Raw genomic sequence first — 16,587 nt, 5'->3', positions numbered from 1 at the left:
TCTTCTCAGAGGGTGGGTGTTGCCGGGGCCGCGTATCGTCCTCCCGTGCCCGAACACACCGGTGAAACCCGCAACCAGCAGCTGACGCGCAACGTCGGCGAGCTGCTGCAGGAGCTGCGGGTGGCGCAGGCCGGCGTGCAGATCCTCTTCGGCTTCCTGCTGTCGGTCGTGTTCACCGACCGGTTCCACAACGCCAGCGGCTTCGAGAAGTCGCTGCACCTGACCGCGGTGATGCTCTCGGTCGCGGCGACGGCGTTGCTGACCGCGCCCGCGGCGTGGCACCGGCTGCTGTTCCGCACGGGCAGCCGTGAGCGGATCCTGACCGTCGGCAACCGGTTCGTGCTGGTGGGGCTCGTCTGCCTGGCCCTGGCCATCACGTCGACCGTCGCGCTCATCGCGAAGGTGGTCTACGGCGAACCCGCGATGATCGTCGTCGCGGTGCTCACGCTGCTGATCTTCGGCGTGCTGTGGTTCGCCATCCCGTTCCGGCTGCACCCGACCGACGACGATCCGCTGGAGGACGCTCAGCCGACGGGCCCGCCCACGTAGAGCGTGTCCTCCTGGACGAAGCAGAGCGGGTTGCCGAACGGGTCGTCGGCGTAGAAGGAGCGTTCGCCCCAGAACTGCGTCGCGATGCTGTCGTCGAGCCACCGCGGCCCGGCGGCCCGCACCCGCTCGAAGACCGCGTCGACGTCATCGACCGCGAGGTAGACGATCCGCGGGTCCCTGGCGGGCCGGGCTTCCCGGTGTTCGAGCGGCGCTTCGACGCAGGCGAGCACCACGCCGCCGCAGGTGAAGTAGTGCCGGTTGAGCGCGACCCGCTCGCCGGGGTCGCCGATGACCCGCGCGTAGAACGCGACCGCCGCCTCGATGTCGTCGACGGGCTGGATCAACCGGAACACCCGTGGACCGCTCATGCGTTGAGACAGTACCGGTGCTCATCCCGCGTCCGGCGGCAGTCGCCTGACCAGCGAGGCCGCGCGGACGAGTTCGCTCTTGACAGCGGGTGGACAATAAAAAATCGACGTGCTCTCCATAAAGAATGGGAGAACCCGCCGAATGTGTTGCCAGTCTAACCGCTGTGAGGGGAACTTGTCAAATCTGGGGTACGACGAGGAATTGCGGGCCGAACGCGCGTACACGGCCGAGCTGTACGCGCGTCTGGACGGTGAACGCGCGCAGGCGGCGGCCCGCTTTCGGGCCGCACTGGGGGAAACCGGGATCGCGCTGGTCGAGCGCGACGCCGACGTGCGCGTCCGGGCGCGCGAGACGGCACGGCTGAACGTCGTCGACAACGGGCTCTGCTTCGGCAGGCTCGACGCCGTTTCGGGAGAACGGAGTTACATCGGCCGGATCGGCATCTTCGACAGCGAAAACGACTACGAACCGCTGCTGCTCGATTGGCGGGCACCGGCGTCGCGCGCGTTCTACGTCGCGACGGCGGCGTCGCCGGAAGACATGCGGCGACGGCGTCAGTTCCACACGATGGGCCGCCGGATCGACGACTTCACCGACGAGGTGTTCGGCCGTCCCGGCGACCACGAGCGCGGTGACGCGGCCCTGCTGGCGGCCGTCAACGCGCCGCGGGGTGCGGGGATGCGCGACATCGTCGCGACGATCCAGGCCGAGCAGGACGAGATCATCCGGCTCGGCCACGCGGGCGTGCTGGTCGTCGAAGGCGGCCCCGGCACCGGCAAGACCGCGGTCGCGCTGCACCGGGTGGCCTACCTGCTCTACACCCAGCGCGAGCGGATGTCGCGCAGCGGCGTGCTGGTGGTCGGGCCGAGCCCGGTGTTCCTGGACCACATCGGCCGCGTGCTGCCCTCGCTCGGCGAGTCGGACGTCGTGTTCCTGACCACCGGCGGCCTCGTGCCGGGCCTGCGCGTCACCGCCGAGGACGCACCGGAGGTGGCGAAGCTCAAGGGCTCGCTGAAGATCCTCGACGTCCTCGCGGCGGCGGTCGCCGACCGGCAGAAGGTGCCCGACGAGCCGGTGCCGGTCGAGCTGGCCGACGTCACGGTCGAACTCGACGAGGACGTCGCCGACGAGGCGCGGACCGAGGCGCGGCGGACGGGGCTGCCGCACAACGAGGCCCGCGCGGTGTTCCGCGAGACCGTCGCCCAGATCCTCACCGAGCGGGCGGTGGCGGAGATCGGCGAAGGCTGGCTGAGCCGGGAGGACGAAGGCGCGTGGGAGAACCTGCGCGCCGACGTCCGCGAAGAACTGGCGGAGCACGAAGAACTCGGCTCGGTGGTCGACGCGCTGTGGCCGTCGCTGACGCCGGAGACGCTGCTGGCGCCGTTGTACCTGTCCCCGCGCCGGCTCCGGGCCGCCGGGGCCGACCCGGCGCTGGCCCGCGCGGACGGCATGGCCTGGACGGTCTCGGACGTCCCGCTGCTCGACGAGCTGGCCGACCTGCTCGGCCGGGACGACGCCGCCGAACGCGCCGCCGCGAAGCGGCAGGCGGAGGAGGACGCCGAGTACGCCGGCGGCGTCATGGACCTCCTCAAGCTGGACCGCGAGGAACTGGACGAAGACGTCCAGCTGGTCGCCACGGACCTGCTCTACGCCGAGGACCTCGCCGGCCGGTTCGCCGAGCGCGACACCCGTGACCTCGCCGAACGCGCGGTCGAGGATCGCGACTGGACGTACGGGCACGTCGTCGTCGACGAGGCGCAGGAACTGTCCGAAATGGACTGGCGGGTGCTGATGCGGCGGTGCCCGAGCCGGTCGTTCACGATCGTCGGCGACCTCGCGCAGCGGCGGTCGGCGGCCGGGGCGACGGCGTGGGCGCCGGTGCTCGCCCCGTACGTCCGCGACCGCTGGCTGTACCGGGAACTGACTGTTAACTACCGCACGCCGGCGGAGATCATGACCGTCGCCGGCAAGCTGCTCGCGGAGTTCGCGCCGGACGCGCGGCTGCCCGAGTCGGTGCGCGCGAGCGGGGTCCGGCCGTGGTCCAGACAAGTTGCGGAGGGCGACTTGCAAGGCGCCATCGACGAATTCGACCGCGACGAAGGCGGCCGTGAGGGCACGAGTGTCGTGATCGGCCCGGCGGGGGTGCCGGGCACGGTCCCGCCGTCGGCGACCAAGGGCCTCGAGTTCGACGCCGTTCTCGTCGTCGAGCCCGAGCGGATCCTGGCCGAAGGGCCGCGTGGCGCGGCCGAGCTGTACGTCGCCCTCACCCGCGCCACGCAGCGCCTCGGTGTCCTCTACCGGGACGCGCTGCCGTCGTCGCTGACCGGGCTCGCGGAGGCCGGCGTGCCGGTTTCCGCGGGGTACCGCCGGTTCCTGTAGCCGGACGGGGGTGGCGGGCTGGGTCTCGGCCCGTCATCCCCGGCCGTCACGCGGTGAGCCGGCCCCAGGCGTAGTTCTGCTTGGCCAGCTTCAGGTACACGAACAGCTCGGTGCCGGAGACACCCGGGATCTGCCGGATCTCCTCACCGAGCACTTCGAGCATGTGGTCGTCGTCCCGGCAGACGAGTTCCGCCAGCAGGTCGTAGCGTCCGGCGCACAGCACGACGTAGTGGACGTGCGGCAGTTCGGACAGCTTGTCCGCCACCGCACGGGGATCCGCGCCGTCGACGCTGATCCCGACCATCGCCTGCCGCGTCAGATCGACGTTGGCGGGGTCCGTCACCGCGACGATCTGCATCAGGTCGTCGCGCAGCAATCGCTGCACCCGCTGGCGGACGGCACCCTCGGAAAGTCCGACCGCCTTGGCGAGCGCGGTGAACGAGGCCCGGCCGTCCTGCTGGAGCAGAGCGATCAGCGATCTGTCCGTATTGTCAAGTCCTCGCGCACGTGATTCGTCACCCATGCCGTCCCTCCCTGTGTTTCGGCATGTGATTTGTCAAGTGCGCAGCGTATCGAGACCTGACCAGAAAGCGAGAGCCCCAGGCCAGCTTCACGTGATCCGGCGTGCGCGCGGCGATCAGCCGAGGAATCGGTGGCCCGGGAGGAAAATCACAAGCCAATCCGAGGCTCTTCCGCGCGCCCGCGCACGCCCGGGGGCACCCGTGGGTCGCTCCCGGGTCCCGTTCGGTGGCTCGTCGTCACCGAACCGGAACTCCAGGAGCACAAACGCATGCCGCGCGGGGCGGCGTCGTCCTCACCCGAGATCCCGCCGGCCGAGGTCTTCCTCGGTCTCGCGGCGCACCAGCAGCGTCGCGACGCCGTCCTTCACACCGACCAGCGGCGGGCGGCCCACCTGGTTGTAGTTCGAGGCCAGCGAGTGGTGGTAGGCGCCGGTGCACGGCACGGCCAGCAGATCGCCGGCGTGCAGGTCGCCGGGCAGGAGGATGCCGTCGGCGAGGACGTCGCCGGACTCGCAGTGCCGGCCGACGACGGTCATCGGGGCGCGCTTTTCCTTCGACCGGCGGCCGACCAGGCGCGTCGTGTAGCGCGCGCCGTAGAGCGACGGCCGCGCGTTGTCGCTCATGCCGCCGTCGACCGCGACGAACGTGCGGCTGCCGCGCTTGACCGCGCACACGCGGTACACCGTGATCCCGGCCGGGCCGACGATCGCCCGGCCGGGCTCGATCGTCAAGCGCGGCAACGGAAAGCCGTGTGCCGCGCACTCGTACCCGAGCGCCACGCGCAGGCGTCGCGAATAGCCGCCGATGTCGAACGCGGGCTCGCCGCCGAAGTACGCGACGGCGTGGCCGCCGCCGAGGTCGAGCTCCCGCAGCGTGACGCCGTGGACGTCGCGGATCCGGACGAGCACCTCGGCCATCCGTCGAGCGGCGGCCTCGTACCGGTCGACGCGCGAGACCTGCGAGCCGATGTGGCAGTGCAGCCCGGCCAGCCGCAGCCCGGGCTGGGCGAGGACGGCTTTCACGGCGGCGTCGACGTTGTCCGGGACGCCGTCGAGCAGCGAAAAGCCGAACTTCTGGCCCTCGGTGCCGGTGCTGATCGACGCGTGCGCGCCGGCCGCGACACCCGGCGTCACGCGGATCATCACCTGCTGCGCGCCGTGGGCGAGCGCGCCGAGCTGCTCGATCTCGTCGAGCGAGTCGACGACGATCCGGCGGACGCCGTACTCGAGCGCGGCCTTCAGGTCTTCGGGCGTCTTCGCGTTGCCGTGCAACAGCATGCGCTCCGCGGGGAAGCCGACTCCGCGGGCGACCGCGATTTCGCCCGCGGAGCAGGTGTCGAGCGACAGCCCCTCTTCGGCGACCCAGCGCAGCACCGAGCGCGTGCACAGCGCCTTGCTCGCGTACGCGACTTCGACGTCCGGCAGCACGCGCCGGTACTCGCGCGCGGTGTCGCGGACCTGCTGCTCGTCGATGAGGTAGGACGGCGTCCCGAAGCGGGCGGCGAGGTGGCTGACCTTCGCGCCGGCGAGGAGCAGCTCGCCGTCTTCGCCGAGTCGGGTGCTTCGCGGCCAGAGTCCTGGCTCGAGGTGATCGGCGGCCTCGCAGCCGAGGCTGGGAAGAAGCTCGCTGAGCGTCACGGTGTGCCTCCGGGCATCACGGCGGATCGGACTCCGTCAGGACACCTTTGCTTCGTTGTTCGCGGAGTACCTCCGAATGCCGTCCTGACGGGTTTCCGACGCCCGCTGACGTGTCCTTAACGCGCGAGTAACTTCGGCCACACCCATGTTGACCTGCGAAGAGGTGACTTTCGCGGCACGCGGAGTGGCGCGCCGAGCCGAGCGGCGACGAGCGCGGGGTCGTCTCGCGGTACATCGCGGCGATCGCGGCCGGAGACGACCAGGCGATCGCGGCGGTCCTGCGGATGCGGTTCGTGCGGGCCGACGCCGGCCCCGCCGTGGCGACGTACCTCCGCCACGACGGCGCGCTTCACGCGTCCGGCCGTGCTGCCGGACCGAGCGTCAGCGGACGGGCTCGGGCACGGTGTCGAGCTCGTGCACCATCCGCACGGCCAGCGCCAGTGCCTTGGTGTCGTTGAGCTTCGTGTCTTCCATGACGATGTTCTTGACGCGCTCGACGCGCAGGTCGTAGCGGCTGTGGTAGGAGGTCGACGCGGTCATCGTGATCCTTGTCCGGTGCTCTGTTTTTTCTGGTGGTCCTGTGCGGTACCGCAGACGCAGCCGCGGTCGACGCCCTGGCCGGCCGCGGTGGCGGCGCAGTAGCGGCGCGCGATGGCGTCGTGCGCGTCGAGGGAGTGCGGGCAGTTGGGGCACTGCGGACCTGTGGCGGACGTTTCGAGAGCGTCCGGGGCGGGGGCGGTCACGCCATCACCTTCTTCGCTCGTAGCGGTTCACCCGCTTCATGGAGGTGTTGCAGTACATAGCCGTAGGAGCGGGCCCAGCCGCACTCCGCGTAGGAAATCCCGTGCCGGTCGCAGAAGTCCCGGACGATGACCTGTGCGTGCTTGAGGTTCGGCCGGGGCATGCTCGGGAACAGGTGGTGCTCGATCTGGTAGTTCAGGCCGCCGAGGGCGAAGTCGACGACCGGGCCGCCGCGGACGTTGCGGGAGGTGAGCACCTGCTTGCGCAGGAAGTCCAGGGTGTGCCCGGCGGTCAGCATCTCCATGCCCTTGTGGTTGGGCGCGAAGGAACAGCCCATGTACAGCCCCCAGAGGAACTGGTGCACGAGGACGAAGATGATCCCGGTGAGCGGGGAGAGCACGATGAACACGGCCGCGAGGTAGGCGGCGAGGTGCGCGATCAGCAGCGCGGACTCCAGCTTGCGCTTGCGGATGTCCTTGTTCAGCACCGCCTTCACGCTGGAGACGTGCAGGTTGAGGCCTTCGAGCAGCAGCAGCGGGAAGAACAGGAACGCCTGGTACTTCGCCATCCAGCGCAGGAAACCGCGTTTGCGCGCGCTCTGCGCCTTGCTGAACGCGAGCGCGGCGATGTCGACGTCCGGGTCTTCGTCTTCGTGGTTCGGGTTGGCGTGGTGGCGGGTGTGGGTGCCCATCCACCAGCCGTAGCTCAGCCCGGTGAGTCCACCGTGGACGAACCCAGTCGCGTCATTCGCTTTGCGGGTGCGGAAGATCTGCTTGTGGCCGGCGTCGTGCCCGATGAACGACAGCTGCGCGAACATCATCGCGAAGAACGCGGCGAGGAACAGCTGCCACCAGGAGTCGCCGAGGTAGACGAACGCGACCCAGCCGCCACCGAAGGCGGCGAGGTTCAACCCGATCCGCAGCACGTAGTAGCGCCGGCGCCGCTGGAGGAGGCCGGCGGCCTTGACGAGCCGGGAGAGTTCGGCGAAGTCGCTGCCGGTGGACACAGGGGTATCCGGAACTTGGGTGGCACTCATCGGCACAACCGCTCTGGGTAAGTCGTAAAGGCTTGACCAGCAACGGTTTCCGGCCCCGACAGGGTCCGGGTCCGGTCCGGGAAAAGGGCACTGGGGCCTGGTCGCGGTGGTACCGCGTCCTTAGGCAAGCCTCTCACTCCACCGCCGTATTGGCAATTCCCGCAGGTGGCCGCCGAGGTGTACAGTCAGCCACATCGGGATGGCGGTGACGTACCGCACACCCGGAGCCTTCCGGCCGGGAGAAGTTTCGGCCGGGGACGGGAGCCGCGCCGGGCACGAGCCCGCGTGTACCGCAACCATGTCAGCCGTTCGGCTGGCGAGCAGCCGCCCGTGGTCGCGTAGAGCGACGCCCGAGGCGCCCAGTGGGGTTGCTACCGCGAGGATCGCGCCCGGTGGACCCCTGTCGCAGGGTGGTTCGCCGGCGAGTCGTGGTTCGGCGTCATCGCACTTCCGGCCCGCCGGCGGGCCGCCATTCGCGCGTCACGAGAGCCCCCAGGACGAGAGCAGGCCGAAGAGCCGTTCCCGCTCGCCTGCCGTCAGCAGCCGGCTGGGCGGCCGGACGTCCGGGCGGCACAAACCGAGCTGGGCGAGCGCGTCCTTCACGACGCTGACGTTGTTGGCGTTCCCGTTGGCCGCACGGAGTTCTTCGAACGGCCGGATGCGTTCCCAGACGGCCATCGCCGCCGGGTAGTCCCCTGTGGACAGTGCGTGGAACATGCCGAGCGAGATCGCCGGGTCGACGTTCACCAGCCCGGACGTGAACCCGGTGGCGCCCACGGCGAAGTAACCGGGAGCGGAGAGCTCCGCCAGCCCGGCGATCCACACGAACCGTTCGAAGCCGGCGTCCCGCGCGACCGAACCGAAGCGCACCGGGTCGGGCACCGCGTACTTCACGCCGATGACGTTCGGTGCCGCGGCACCCAGCGCGTGCAGCTGTTCGCCGCCGATCGCGGGGTTGCGCACGTAGAGCACCACGCCGAGCTCCGGCACCGCGCCGGCGATCGCGGCGTGGTAGTCGACCCAGCCGTCACCGGAGACGTACGGGTGCACCGGCTGGTGGATCATGATCATGTCCGCACCGGAGTCCCGCGCGTGCCGGGCGGCCCGCGTCGCCGACGCGACGTCGTGCCCGATCCCGGCGAGCACATCGGCCCGCCCGGCGACGGCTTCGACGGTGACCTCGAGGCACTGCCGGGCCTCATCCGCGTCGAGCGCGTAGAACTCGCCGGTGTTCCCGTTGGGGGTCACGACCTCGATGCCTCCGGTGACCAGCCGGTCCACGAGCTTCGCGTAGGTCGGGCCGTCGACGGCGCCGTCGGCGTCGAACGGCGTGACCGGGATGGCCACCACCCCGGAAAGCCGCCGCCTCTGCTGCTCGAACGTCATCGGGCCCCTTCCGGATCACGGTCACCACGGTCTTCGCGGCCGGCCGGAAAGGCACGAAAGTCCTCGCCAAGGCCCTGTCCGATCTGATATATGATGCGACATACAACATTATCACGGGCAAGGAGCAGCCATGCAGGGTCGCAGCGGCTTCCGATTCCGACGGGTGGTGCTGGCCGTGAGCCTCGCCGCCGGCCTCACGGCGTGCGGCGCCCCCGGCGGCGACGGCGGCCAGGCAGCGGCCCCGCAGGCCGTGCCGGACAAGCCGAGCAAGCCGGTCGTGCTGAACATCCTCGACATCGCGGGCAACCTGCAGCTCACCAAGCAGATGATCGAGAACTTCAAGGCCGCGCACCCCGAAGTGCTCTCCAAGGTCACCTATTCGACGGCCCCCGCCCCGAGCATGGCGGGCAAGCTCAAGGCCGAGCAGGACGGCGGCGTCGCCCAGACCCACCTGGTCCTCAGCGGCACCGACGGCCTGTCCGCCGGTATCGCGAACGGCACGCTCGCGAAGGTCCTCCCGGACTTCGCCGGCCGGTTCCCGAACCTGATGCAGAACTACCTCGAGCCCGCGGCCAAGATGCAGGACCTGGCCAACGGCTACGGCGTCGAGGTCGTCTACTACCCGTCGGGCCCGTTGCTGGAGTTCAACCCGGCCGCGGCCGCCACGCCACCGGCGTCACCGCAGGAGCTGCTCGACTGGGCGAAGGCGCACCCGGACAAGTTCCAGTACGCCCAGCCGGCGAACTCCGGCCCGGGCCGGACGTTCCTGATGGGCTTGCCCTACCTCCTCGGGGACAAGGATCCGAAGGACCCGGACAAAGGATGGGACAAGACCTGGGCGTTCCTGCAGGAGCTGGGCAAGTACGTGAAGTACTACCCGTCCGGCACCACCGAGGCGATGAAGAACCTCGCCTCCGGCTCGGTCGACATGGTCATGTCCACCACGGGCTGGGACATCAACCCGCGCAAGCTCGGCACGGTGCCGAACACGGTCAAGACCGCGATCATGCAGCCGATGCACTGGGTCACCGACGCCCAGTACGCGCTCATCCCCAAGGGCCTCTCCGGTGACCAGACGTCGGCGATCCTGCAGCTGATCGCGTGGATGCTCAAGCCCGACCAGCAGGCCATCGCCTACGACGACGGCTACTTCTACCCCGGCCCGGCCGTCAAGGACGTCACCCTCCAGATGGCGCCGCAGAAGAGCCAGGACACGATCAAGCAGTTCGGCCGCCCGGAGTACGAGCAGTGGATCGCCCAGTACCCCAAGGAGACGTCGCTGCCGGCCGAGCAGCAGGTCAAGGCGTACGACAAGTGGAACCAGCTGGTCGGCGGCTCGAAGGTCGGCAAGAAGTGACGTTCGAGCAGCTGCGGCTGGACGGTGTCTCGCGCAGCTTCGGCTCCGCGAACGCCCTGCAGGGCCTGGACCTCGCCATCACGCGCGGCGAGTTCGTGGCCCTGCTGGGCCCGTCCGGCTGCGGCAAGTCGACGGCCCTCAACTGCCTCGCCGGCCTGCTGCCCCTGACGGGCGGCAGCATCTGGCTCGACGACACCCGCATCGACGGCCGCCCACCGGAGCAACGCGGGTTCGGGATGGTCTTCCAGAACTACGCGCTGTTCCCGCACCTGTCCGTCCGCGCGAACGTCGGCTTCGGCCTCCAGATGCGCAAGGTCGCCCGCGCCGAGCTCCGCCGACGCGTCGACGAGGCGCTCCGGCTCGTCCAGCTCACCGAGCACGCGGCGAAGTTCCCCGCCCAGCTCTCCGGCGGCCAGCAGCAACGCGTCGCGATCGCACGGGCCGTGGTGCTGGAGCCGGCGGTCGTCCTGATGGACGAGCCGCTGTCCAACCTGGACGCCAAGCTCCGCCTCGAGATGCGGATGGAGATCCGCCGCCTCCACCAGACCCTCGGCCTCACCACGGTCTACGTCACCCACGACCAGGAGGAGGCGCTCTCGCTCGCCGACCGCCTGGTCGTGCTGCGCGAGGGCACGGTCCAGCAGATCGGCACCCCCGAGGAGGTCTACGCCCAGCCGGTGAACAGCTACGTCGCCTCCTTCATGGGCTACCGCAACCTCCTGGACCTGACGCTCACGAGCGCCGCTCGCTTGTCGGCCGCCGGTTCAGCGGCCCTCGGCTCAGCGGCCGCGAGCTCGTCCGTCACCGGTTCGGCGGCCACCGGTTCGCCGGTCACCGTCGAGGGCGACGGCGTCCGCCTGACCGGCACCAACCGCGACGACCTCACGGCCGGCCCGGCCAAGGTCGCCATCCGCCCCGAGGACTTCGTCGTGGGCGAAGGCGCCGAGAACGCCCTCGACGTCACGGTGGAAATCGTCGAGTACCACGGCCGCGAGCTGTCGGTCTCGGCCCGCTTGGCGAACGGGATCCCGGTCTACTTCCGCACGGACAAGCGCCTCGCCCCCGGCGACCCGGTGAAGATCGGCGTCCCGGCCGAGCGGGTCCTGGTGTTCGCGCCGTGACCGCCACGACCTCCACGAACTCCACGACCGTCGTGACCGCTGCCCGCCCGGCCCTGCGCCACCGCCTGGCCGAACGCGGCATCGACCGCGTGTTGCTGCTCCTGGTGCCCGGGTTGCTGGTCACCGCGTGCCTGTTCCTGTATCCGTTCCTCTACGGCCTCCAGTTGTCGTTCGCCCCGCGCCAGGGCGGGGTCTTCGCCAATTACGCCAGGTTCTTCGGCGATCCGTACCTGCGCGACACGATCTGGACGACGCTGGGCATCGCGCTGCCCGCGACGTTCATCAACGTCCTCGCCAGCATCCCGATCGCCTACGTGCTGCGCGGACGCGTGCGCGGCAAGCGCCTCCTGACGACGATCCTGGTCGTCCCGATCACGCTCGGCACGGTGCTCACCGCGCAGGGCCTGATCATGTACGGCGGCCAGTCGGGCTGGCTGAACAAGGTGCTCACGGTCCTCGGGATCACCGACGAGCCGCTGCCACTGATCCACAACTACACGGGTGTGCTCCTGTCGCTGGTCATCACCGGCTTCCCCTTCTCGTTCCTGCTGACGTTGTCCTATCTCTCGGGCATCGACCCCTCCTTGGAGAAGGCGGCCGCGACGCTCGGCGCCAGCTGGAGCCAGCGCTTCCGGCGGATCACGCTGCCCCTGCTCGCACCCGGCCTGGCGATCACCTTCTGCCTCTCGTTCGTGATGGCGTTCTCGGTGTTCCCGTCGGCCCAGCTCGTCGGCGACCCGGCGAACGAGACCCGTGTCATCTCGATCGCGGCCTACCACGCCGCGTTCGAGGAGTACGACTACTCGATGGGCTCGGCCGTCGCGATGATCATGGCGGTGCTCATGCTGATCGTGATCGGCCTGGTCATGGCGTGGCGCGGCACGCTGTACCGCGGAGCGACCGGAGGCAAGGGATGACCGGCTGGGTCACGCGTCCCGGACGTTGGGTCGTCTGGGCCGTCGTCGCGTTCTTCTTCGTCAACCTCGCTGGTGTGGTCCTTTCGGTCGTCGTCGATTCGTTCGGTGTGCAGTGGTTCGGCACCTGGCTCCCGGACGGCTTCACCACCCACTGGTACGCCGACGCCTGGCGCGAGTTCGGCCTCTCGGACGTCCTCCTCACGACGGCGATCGTCGCTCTGGTGGTGATCGCCGTGTCGGTGGCGGTCGGCGTCCCGGCCGCGTACGCACTGGCCCGCCGGAAGTTCCCCGGCAAGCGCCTGGTGATGCTGCTGTTCGTGCTGCCGATCCTGATCCCGCCGATCACCTACGGCATCCCGCTGGCGACGGTGCTCTACAAGTTCCACCTGGCCGGCTCGATCACCGGGGTCATCCTGGCGAACCTGGTGCCGTCGGTGCCGTTCGTGGTGCTCACGATGACGCCGTTCATCGAGCAGATCGACCCGAAGATCGAAGCCGCCGCGCGCATGTCGGGCGCGCGCACGCTGTCGGTGTTCACCCGGATCCTCGGGCCGTTGCTGCTGCCGGGCATCCTGGCCGCGTCGATCCTGGTGCTGGTGCGCACGGTCGGCATGTTCGAGCTGACGTTCCTGACCGCCGGCCCGGACTCGACGACCCTCGTCGTGGCCCTCTACAACTCCGTGTTCGCCGCGGGTATCCGCGCCAACCAGTCGGTCGACGCGATGGCGACGATCTACACCGGTTCCATGCTGTTGCTCCTTGTCGTGGCGTTACGGTTCGTGAATCCGACGCAGCTGGTGACCCGGATCCGCGAAGAAACCTGAGGTGGTGCGAAACCATGAGCAGGGCGGTGGCCTGGGACGGCTTCTTCAACACCAGGGACCTCGGCGGCCTGCCGACCAAGTCCGGGGAGACGACCGGCTACGGCGCCTTCTTCAGGTCGGCGGACCTGCGTTTTGTCATCGACGCGGGCTGGGCCCAAGCTCGTGAAGCCGGTGTCCGCACCGTCGTCGACCTGCGCAACGCGACGAGATCCGGCCTGGGGCCGAATCGCGAACAGCGCAGGCGGGTTCGGCGCAGTTCACCGCACCCGCTGCGACCCCAGTGATGCCGGGCATCGACCGGCTCGAAGTGCCGCTCGACGACATCGACGACGTCGAGTTCTGGCAGCAGGTCAACCGCGAACAGCTCAACGGCAGCCCGCTCTACTACCCCCTCTTCCTCCAGCGGAAAGCCGGCCGCTGCGCCGCCGTCATCAAGGCGATCGCGCACGCCGCTCCCGGCGGTGTCCTGTTCCACTGCGGTGCCGGTCGGGACCGGACCGGGCTGATCACGCTCTTGTTGCTCGCGCTGGCCGATGTCGAACCCCAGGCGATCGCCGCGGACTACGACATGTCGGCCGAGGCCCTCGAGGCACTGTTCGCCGCGATGGGCACCGACGACCAAGGGCCGGTCATCGAGGCCATCCTCGCGAAGCGAGGCACCACGACCGAAGGTGCTGTCTTGGCGGCCCTCGACGGTTTCGACGTCGAGCACTATCTGCTTGATGCCGGTGCCTCCCGCGAAGAACTCCGCGACGTTCGCCATCGGCTCTCGGGATCACGCGCTCACTGACTGTTGCTTCCACGTGATCGACTTTACCGCCGTTCATCGAACATGTGATCGACACGATGAGGTGAAACGACCCTTGCGCCTCCCCTCGGGGGAGGTGTCACGCTGACCGGCATGCGGTACTCGATCGGCGAACTGGCCCGGCTGACCGGCCTCACGGTCAAGGCCGTCCGCTTCTACTCCGACCGCGGTCTCGTGTCGCCGGCCGAGCGCAATTCCGCAGGTCACCGCCTCTACGACGCGACCGCACTCGCGCGGCTCAATCTCATCCGCACCCTTCGCGAACTGGGCGTCGACGTCGCCACGATCCGGCGGATCGTCGACGGCGAAGTCACCGTCGCCGACGTCGCGGCGAGGCACGTCGGAGCCCTGGACGTCCAGATCCGGGTGCTGCGGTTGCGTCGCGCTGTCCTGGCCGCCGTTGCGGAGCGTGGTTCGTCACCCGAGGAGACAAGTCTCATGAATCAGTTGGCCCACCTGACGGACACCGAGCGTCGCCGGCTGATCGACGACTTCCTTCGTGACGCGCTCGGCGACCGTCCCGAACTCGCGGGCATCGCGCGCACGCTGACGCCCGAACTGCCCGACGACCCGGCGTCCGCGCAGGTCGAGGCGTGGATCGAGCTGGCCGAGCTGGCCCAGGACCCGGAGTTCCGCGCGGTCCTGCGCCGGCTCGTCGACCAGCACGAAGGCGGCCTGCGCCGTGACCTGGCCGCCGAAGTCCGCGTCGCCGTCACACCGGCTCTGGCCGCCGGAGTGCCGCCGGATTCGCCCGAGGCCGCCGCGGTCGTCGGCGGCCTCGGGCGCGAACCCGGCCGGCTGCGGGAATGGCTCGCCGTCGTCAACGACCCACGTCGCGAGCGCTACGTGGAGCTGCTCGCCGTCATCAACGGCTGGTCGGCTCCGGAAAGCCTGACGCCGGCGCTGGATTGGCTCGCCGCAGCGGTTTCCTGATCTCGTCGGCCAGCGCGGCCAGCGCTTCCGCCGCCGGTCGTGCCGCCACCTGGCTTCCGTCGCGCAGCCGGAAGGAAAGCGAGCCGGACGAAACCTCCCGAGGCCCGATCACGGCCTGGTACGGCACCAGCCGTCCGTCGCGGATGCGCGCGCCCAGACTGCCGCGGGACGCGTCGACGACCTCGATGCGCAGGTCGTCGTTCTGGATCCGTTGCACGTAAGGCAATTCCGCGTCGGACAACGGCAGCAACCGCAGCTGGACCGGTGCCAGCCAGGCCGGGAACGCGCCGCCGTGGACCTCGATCAGCTGCGCCATCGCCCGCTCGATGCTGCCGATGATGCTGCGGTGGACCATCACCGGGCGGTGTTTCGCACCGTCCGCGCCGACGTACTCCAGGTCGAACTGCGCCGGCTGGTGGAAGTCGACCTGGACGGTGGACAAGGTCGCTTCGCGGCCGGCGTTGTCGGCGACCTGGACGTCGATCTTCGGTCCGTAGAAGGCCGCTTCGCCCTCGACGGCGTCGTACTCGAGCCCGCTGCGGTCGAGGGCCGAACGGAGGATTCGCGCCGCCCGCGCCCACATTTCCCCGTCGCCGACGTACTTCCCGGTGTCCCCGGCGAGCGAGAGCCGGTAGCGCGCCGGGCGGATGCCGAGGGCGTCGTAGGCCCGCCTGATCAGGGCCAACGCGGCCGCGGCTTCGTCCTCGACCTGGTCGAGGGTGCAGAAGACGTGCGCGTCGTTGAGCTGGATCGCGCGCACCCGGCTCAGGCCGCCGAGCACCCCGGACAGCTCGGCGCGGTACATCCCGCCGAGCTCGGCCAGGCGCAGCGGCAGCTCGCGGTAGCTGCGGCCGCGCGAGCGGTAGATCAGCGCGTGGTGCGGGCAGAGGCTCGGCCGCAGTACGACCTGCTCGCCGCCGAGGTCCATCGGCGGGAACATGTCGTCGCGGTAGTGCGACCAGTGCCCGGAGATCTCGTACAGCTCGCGTTTGCCGAGCACGGGCGAATGGACGTGCCGGTAGCCCGCGCGGCGTTCGACGTCGCGGACGTACTCCTCCAGGCTGTGGCGGACGATCGCGCCGTCGGGCAGCCAGTACGGCAGGCCGGCGCCGATCAGCGGGTCGGAGCCGAACAGCTCCAGCTCGCGGCCGAGCTTGCGGTGATCGTGCATTGTGGACTCCTCGTGGACGGCGAGGCGGATGACCACAAGACGAAGCCCGGGGCAACCGCCCCGGGCTGGAAACGTCGTTCAGCGCGCCGGGACACTCTCCGGCGTCGTCGTCATGGCGCGCATCATGGGTCCACGGTAGCCAGCGGCGTCCGGCGCCGCGACGGAATTACTCCGTCACCAGCCGGAACGTGTCGTGGCGGGGTTTCCCGGCCGGGCGCAGGACCAGCACGTTCGCGCCCGACGAGGTCCGGCGCGTCTCGACGTGCTCGAACGACTTCGGAGCCACGCCCTCCGGGAACAGCTTGCGGCCCTGGCCCAGGACGACGGGGTAGAGCCACAGCCGGTACTCGTCGACGAGGTCGTGCGCGATGAGCGTCTGCAGCAGGTCGCCGCTGCCGTGGACCTGGATCTCACCGCCCGGCCGCGCCTTCAGCTCGCGGACGAACTCGACGACGTCGCCGTCGACGACGGATACGCCGGACCAGTCCGAACCCGACAGGGTGCGGGACACGACGTACTTCGGGAGGTTGTTCATCGCGACCGCGACCGGGTCGTCCTGGTCGGTCGCCTTCGGCCAGTACTGCACGAAGATGTCGTACGTCCGGCGGCCGATCAGGAGCGAGCCGGCCTGGCCGAGCCACTCGGCGGCGTAGGCGGCCATGTCGTCCTCGTAGAACGGCGTCACCCAGCCGCCCTGGTCGAAGCCGCCCGACGGGTCCTCCTCGACGCCGCCGGGGCCCTGGTAGACGCCGTCCAGGGACAGGAACGTCGTGACGATCAGTTCGGCCATGGTGCCTCCTCGAATCGGGGATCTCGGAAGACGCGTCGTCCGAGGCGG

General features: G+C 69.8%; 18 protein-coding genes. 9 read left to right on the top strand and 9 right to left on the bottom strand.

All coding sequences use genetic code 11. The features are described 5' to 3' along the window. The first annotated feature begins 45 nt into the window (after positions 1-45). Positions 46-549, top strand: coding sequence for a DUF6328 family protein (locus OHS58_RS35170; protein ID WP_326945102.1), 504 nt, complete (start codon positions 46-48; stop codon positions 547-549). Here OHS58_RS35170 and OHS58_RS35165 read toward each other — a convergent pair. Beyond that, positions 525-917 carry a VOC family protein gene (locus OHS58_RS35165; RefSeq protein ID WP_247059057.1) on the bottom strand — a complete coding sequence of 131 codons (393 nt, stop codon included), beginning with the start codon at positions 915-917 and terminating at the stop codon, positions 525-527. The genes OHS58_RS35170 and OHS58_RS35165 overlap by 25 nt on opposite strands. Positions 918-1,059: 142 nt before the next feature. On the opposite strand from OHS58_RS35165, the gene helR reads away from it, so the two are divergent. Then, positions 1,060-3,297, top strand: coding sequence for an RNA polymerase recycling motor ATPase HelR (gene helR / locus OHS58_RS35160; protein ID WP_442875572.1), 2,238 nt, complete (start codon positions 1,060-1,062; stop codon positions 3,295-3,297). A 46-nt stretch (positions 3,298-3,343) separates the two neighbouring features. Here helR and OHS58_RS35155 read toward each other — a convergent pair whose 3' ends face one another. From OHS58_RS35155 to OHS58_RS35130, 6 genes are all read right to left on the bottom strand, one after another. Continuing rightward, positions 3,344-3,820: an Lrp/AsnC family transcriptional regulator gene (locus tag OHS58_RS35155; protein ID WP_247059053.1), complete on the bottom strand. Its 477-nt coding sequence runs from the start codon at positions 3,818-3,820 to the stop codon at positions 3,344-3,346. Positions 3,821-4,111: 291 nt separating this feature from the next. Continuing rightward, the gene (gene lysA / locus OHS58_RS35150; protein ID WP_328645336.1) at positions 4,112-5,455 is read right to left on the bottom strand and encodes a diaminopimelate decarboxylase; all 1,344 of its coding nucleotides are present in this window, start codon (positions 5,453-5,455) and stop codon (positions 4,112-4,114) included. Positions 5,456-5,836: 381 nt separating this feature from the next. Continuing rightward, entirely contained in the window at positions 5,837-5,995 is a 159-nt protein-coding gene (locus tag OHS58_RS35145; RefSeq protein ID WP_247059049.1) for a DUF6307 family protein, read from the bottom strand. Beyond that, positions 5,992-6,198 carry an RGCVC family protein gene (locus OHS58_RS35140; RefSeq protein WP_326945099.1) on the bottom strand — a complete coding sequence of 69 codons (207 nt, stop codon included), beginning with the start codon at positions 6,196-6,198 and terminating at the stop codon, positions 5,992-5,994. The genes OHS58_RS35145 and OHS58_RS35140 overlap by 4 nt, the downstream gene beginning before the upstream one ends. After that, positions 6,195-7,232 (bottom strand): fatty acid desaturase family protein, encoded by a 1,038-nt coding sequence (locus tag OHS58_RS35135; protein ID WP_247059044.1) that lies wholly within the window; start codon positions 7,230-7,232, stop codon positions 6,195-6,197. The genes OHS58_RS35140 and OHS58_RS35135 overlap by 4 nt, the downstream gene beginning before the upstream one ends. Positions 7,233-7,712: 480 nt before the next feature. Further along, entirely contained in the window at positions 7,713-8,618 is a 906-nt protein-coding gene (locus tag OHS58_RS35130) for a dihydrodipicolinate synthase family protein (RefSeq protein ID WP_328645335.1), read from the bottom strand. A 130-nt stretch (positions 8,619-8,748) separates the two neighbouring features. On the opposite strand from OHS58_RS35130, the gene OHS58_RS35125 reads away from it, so the two are divergent. From OHS58_RS35125 to OHS58_RS35095, 7 genes are all read left to right on the top strand, one after another. After that, the gene (locus OHS58_RS35125; RefSeq protein ID WP_326945097.1) at positions 8,749-9,975 is read left to right on the top strand and encodes an extracellular solute-binding protein; all 1,227 of its coding nucleotides are present in this window, start codon (positions 8,749-8,751) and stop codon (positions 9,973-9,975) included. Further along, complete coding sequence (locus tag OHS58_RS35120; protein WP_328645334.1) at positions 9,972-11,096, top strand: ABC transporter ATP-binding protein; 1,125 nt, start codon at positions 9,972-9,974, stop codon at positions 11,094-11,096. Before OHS58_RS35125 ends, OHS58_RS35120 begins: the two co-directional genes overlap by 4 nt. Next, positions 11,093-12,013 carry an ABC transporter permease gene (locus OHS58_RS35115; protein WP_326945095.1) on the top strand — a complete coding sequence of 307 codons (921 nt, stop codon included), beginning with the start codon at positions 11,093-11,095 and terminating at the stop codon, positions 12,011-12,013. The genes OHS58_RS35120 and OHS58_RS35115 overlap by 4 nt, the downstream gene beginning before the upstream one ends. After that, positions 12,010-12,837 (top strand): ABC transporter permease, encoded by an 828-nt coding sequence (locus OHS58_RS35110; RefSeq protein WP_326945094.1) that lies wholly within the window; start codon positions 12,010-12,012, stop codon positions 12,835-12,837. The genes OHS58_RS35115 and OHS58_RS35110 overlap by 4 nt, the downstream gene beginning before the upstream one ends. A gap of 14 nt (positions 12,838-12,851) precedes the next feature. Next, positions 12,852-13,121 carry a tyrosine-protein phosphatase gene (locus tag OHS58_RS35105; RefSeq protein ID WP_328645333.1) on the top strand — a complete coding sequence of 90 codons (270 nt, stop codon included), beginning with the start codon at positions 12,852-12,854 and terminating at the stop codon, positions 13,119-13,121. Continuing rightward, positions 13,121-13,627 carry a tyrosine-protein phosphatase gene (locus tag OHS58_RS35100; protein ID WP_328645332.1) on the top strand — a complete coding sequence of 169 codons (507 nt, stop codon included), beginning with the start codon at positions 13,121-13,123 and terminating at the stop codon, positions 13,625-13,627. Before OHS58_RS35105 ends, OHS58_RS35100 begins: the two co-directional genes overlap by 1 nt. A gap of 111 nt (positions 13,628-13,738) precedes the next feature. Then, positions 13,739-14,578 carry a MerR family transcriptional regulator gene (locus tag OHS58_RS35095; RefSeq protein ID WP_328645331.1) on the top strand — a complete coding sequence of 280 codons (840 nt, stop codon included), beginning with the start codon at positions 13,739-13,741 and terminating at the stop codon, positions 14,576-14,578. Here the strand turns inward: OHS58_RS35095 and thrS are convergent. Further along, positions 14,511-15,749, bottom strand: a complete 1,239-nt coding sequence (thrS, locus tag OHS58_RS35090; protein ID WP_442875485.1) for a threonine--tRNA ligase — start codon at positions 15,747-15,749, stop codon at positions 14,511-14,513. The two genes, OHS58_RS35095 and thrS, sit on opposite strands and share 68 nt — an antisense overlap. A gap of 166 nt (positions 15,750-15,915) precedes the next feature. Further along, positions 15,916-16,539, bottom strand: coding sequence for a dihydrofolate reductase family protein (locus OHS58_RS35085; RefSeq protein WP_326956689.1), 624 nt, complete (start codon positions 16,537-16,539; stop codon positions 15,916-15,918). Positions 16,540-16,587: the final 48 nt, after the last annotated feature.

The sequence above is a fragment of the Amycolatopsis sp. NBC_00348 genome (genome assembly GCF_036114655.1).
GTDB lineage: Bacteria > Actinomycetota > Actinomycetes > Mycobacteriales > Pseudonocardiaceae > Amycolatopsis.
This window is presented reverse-complemented; position numbering and strand designations above follow the sequence as displayed.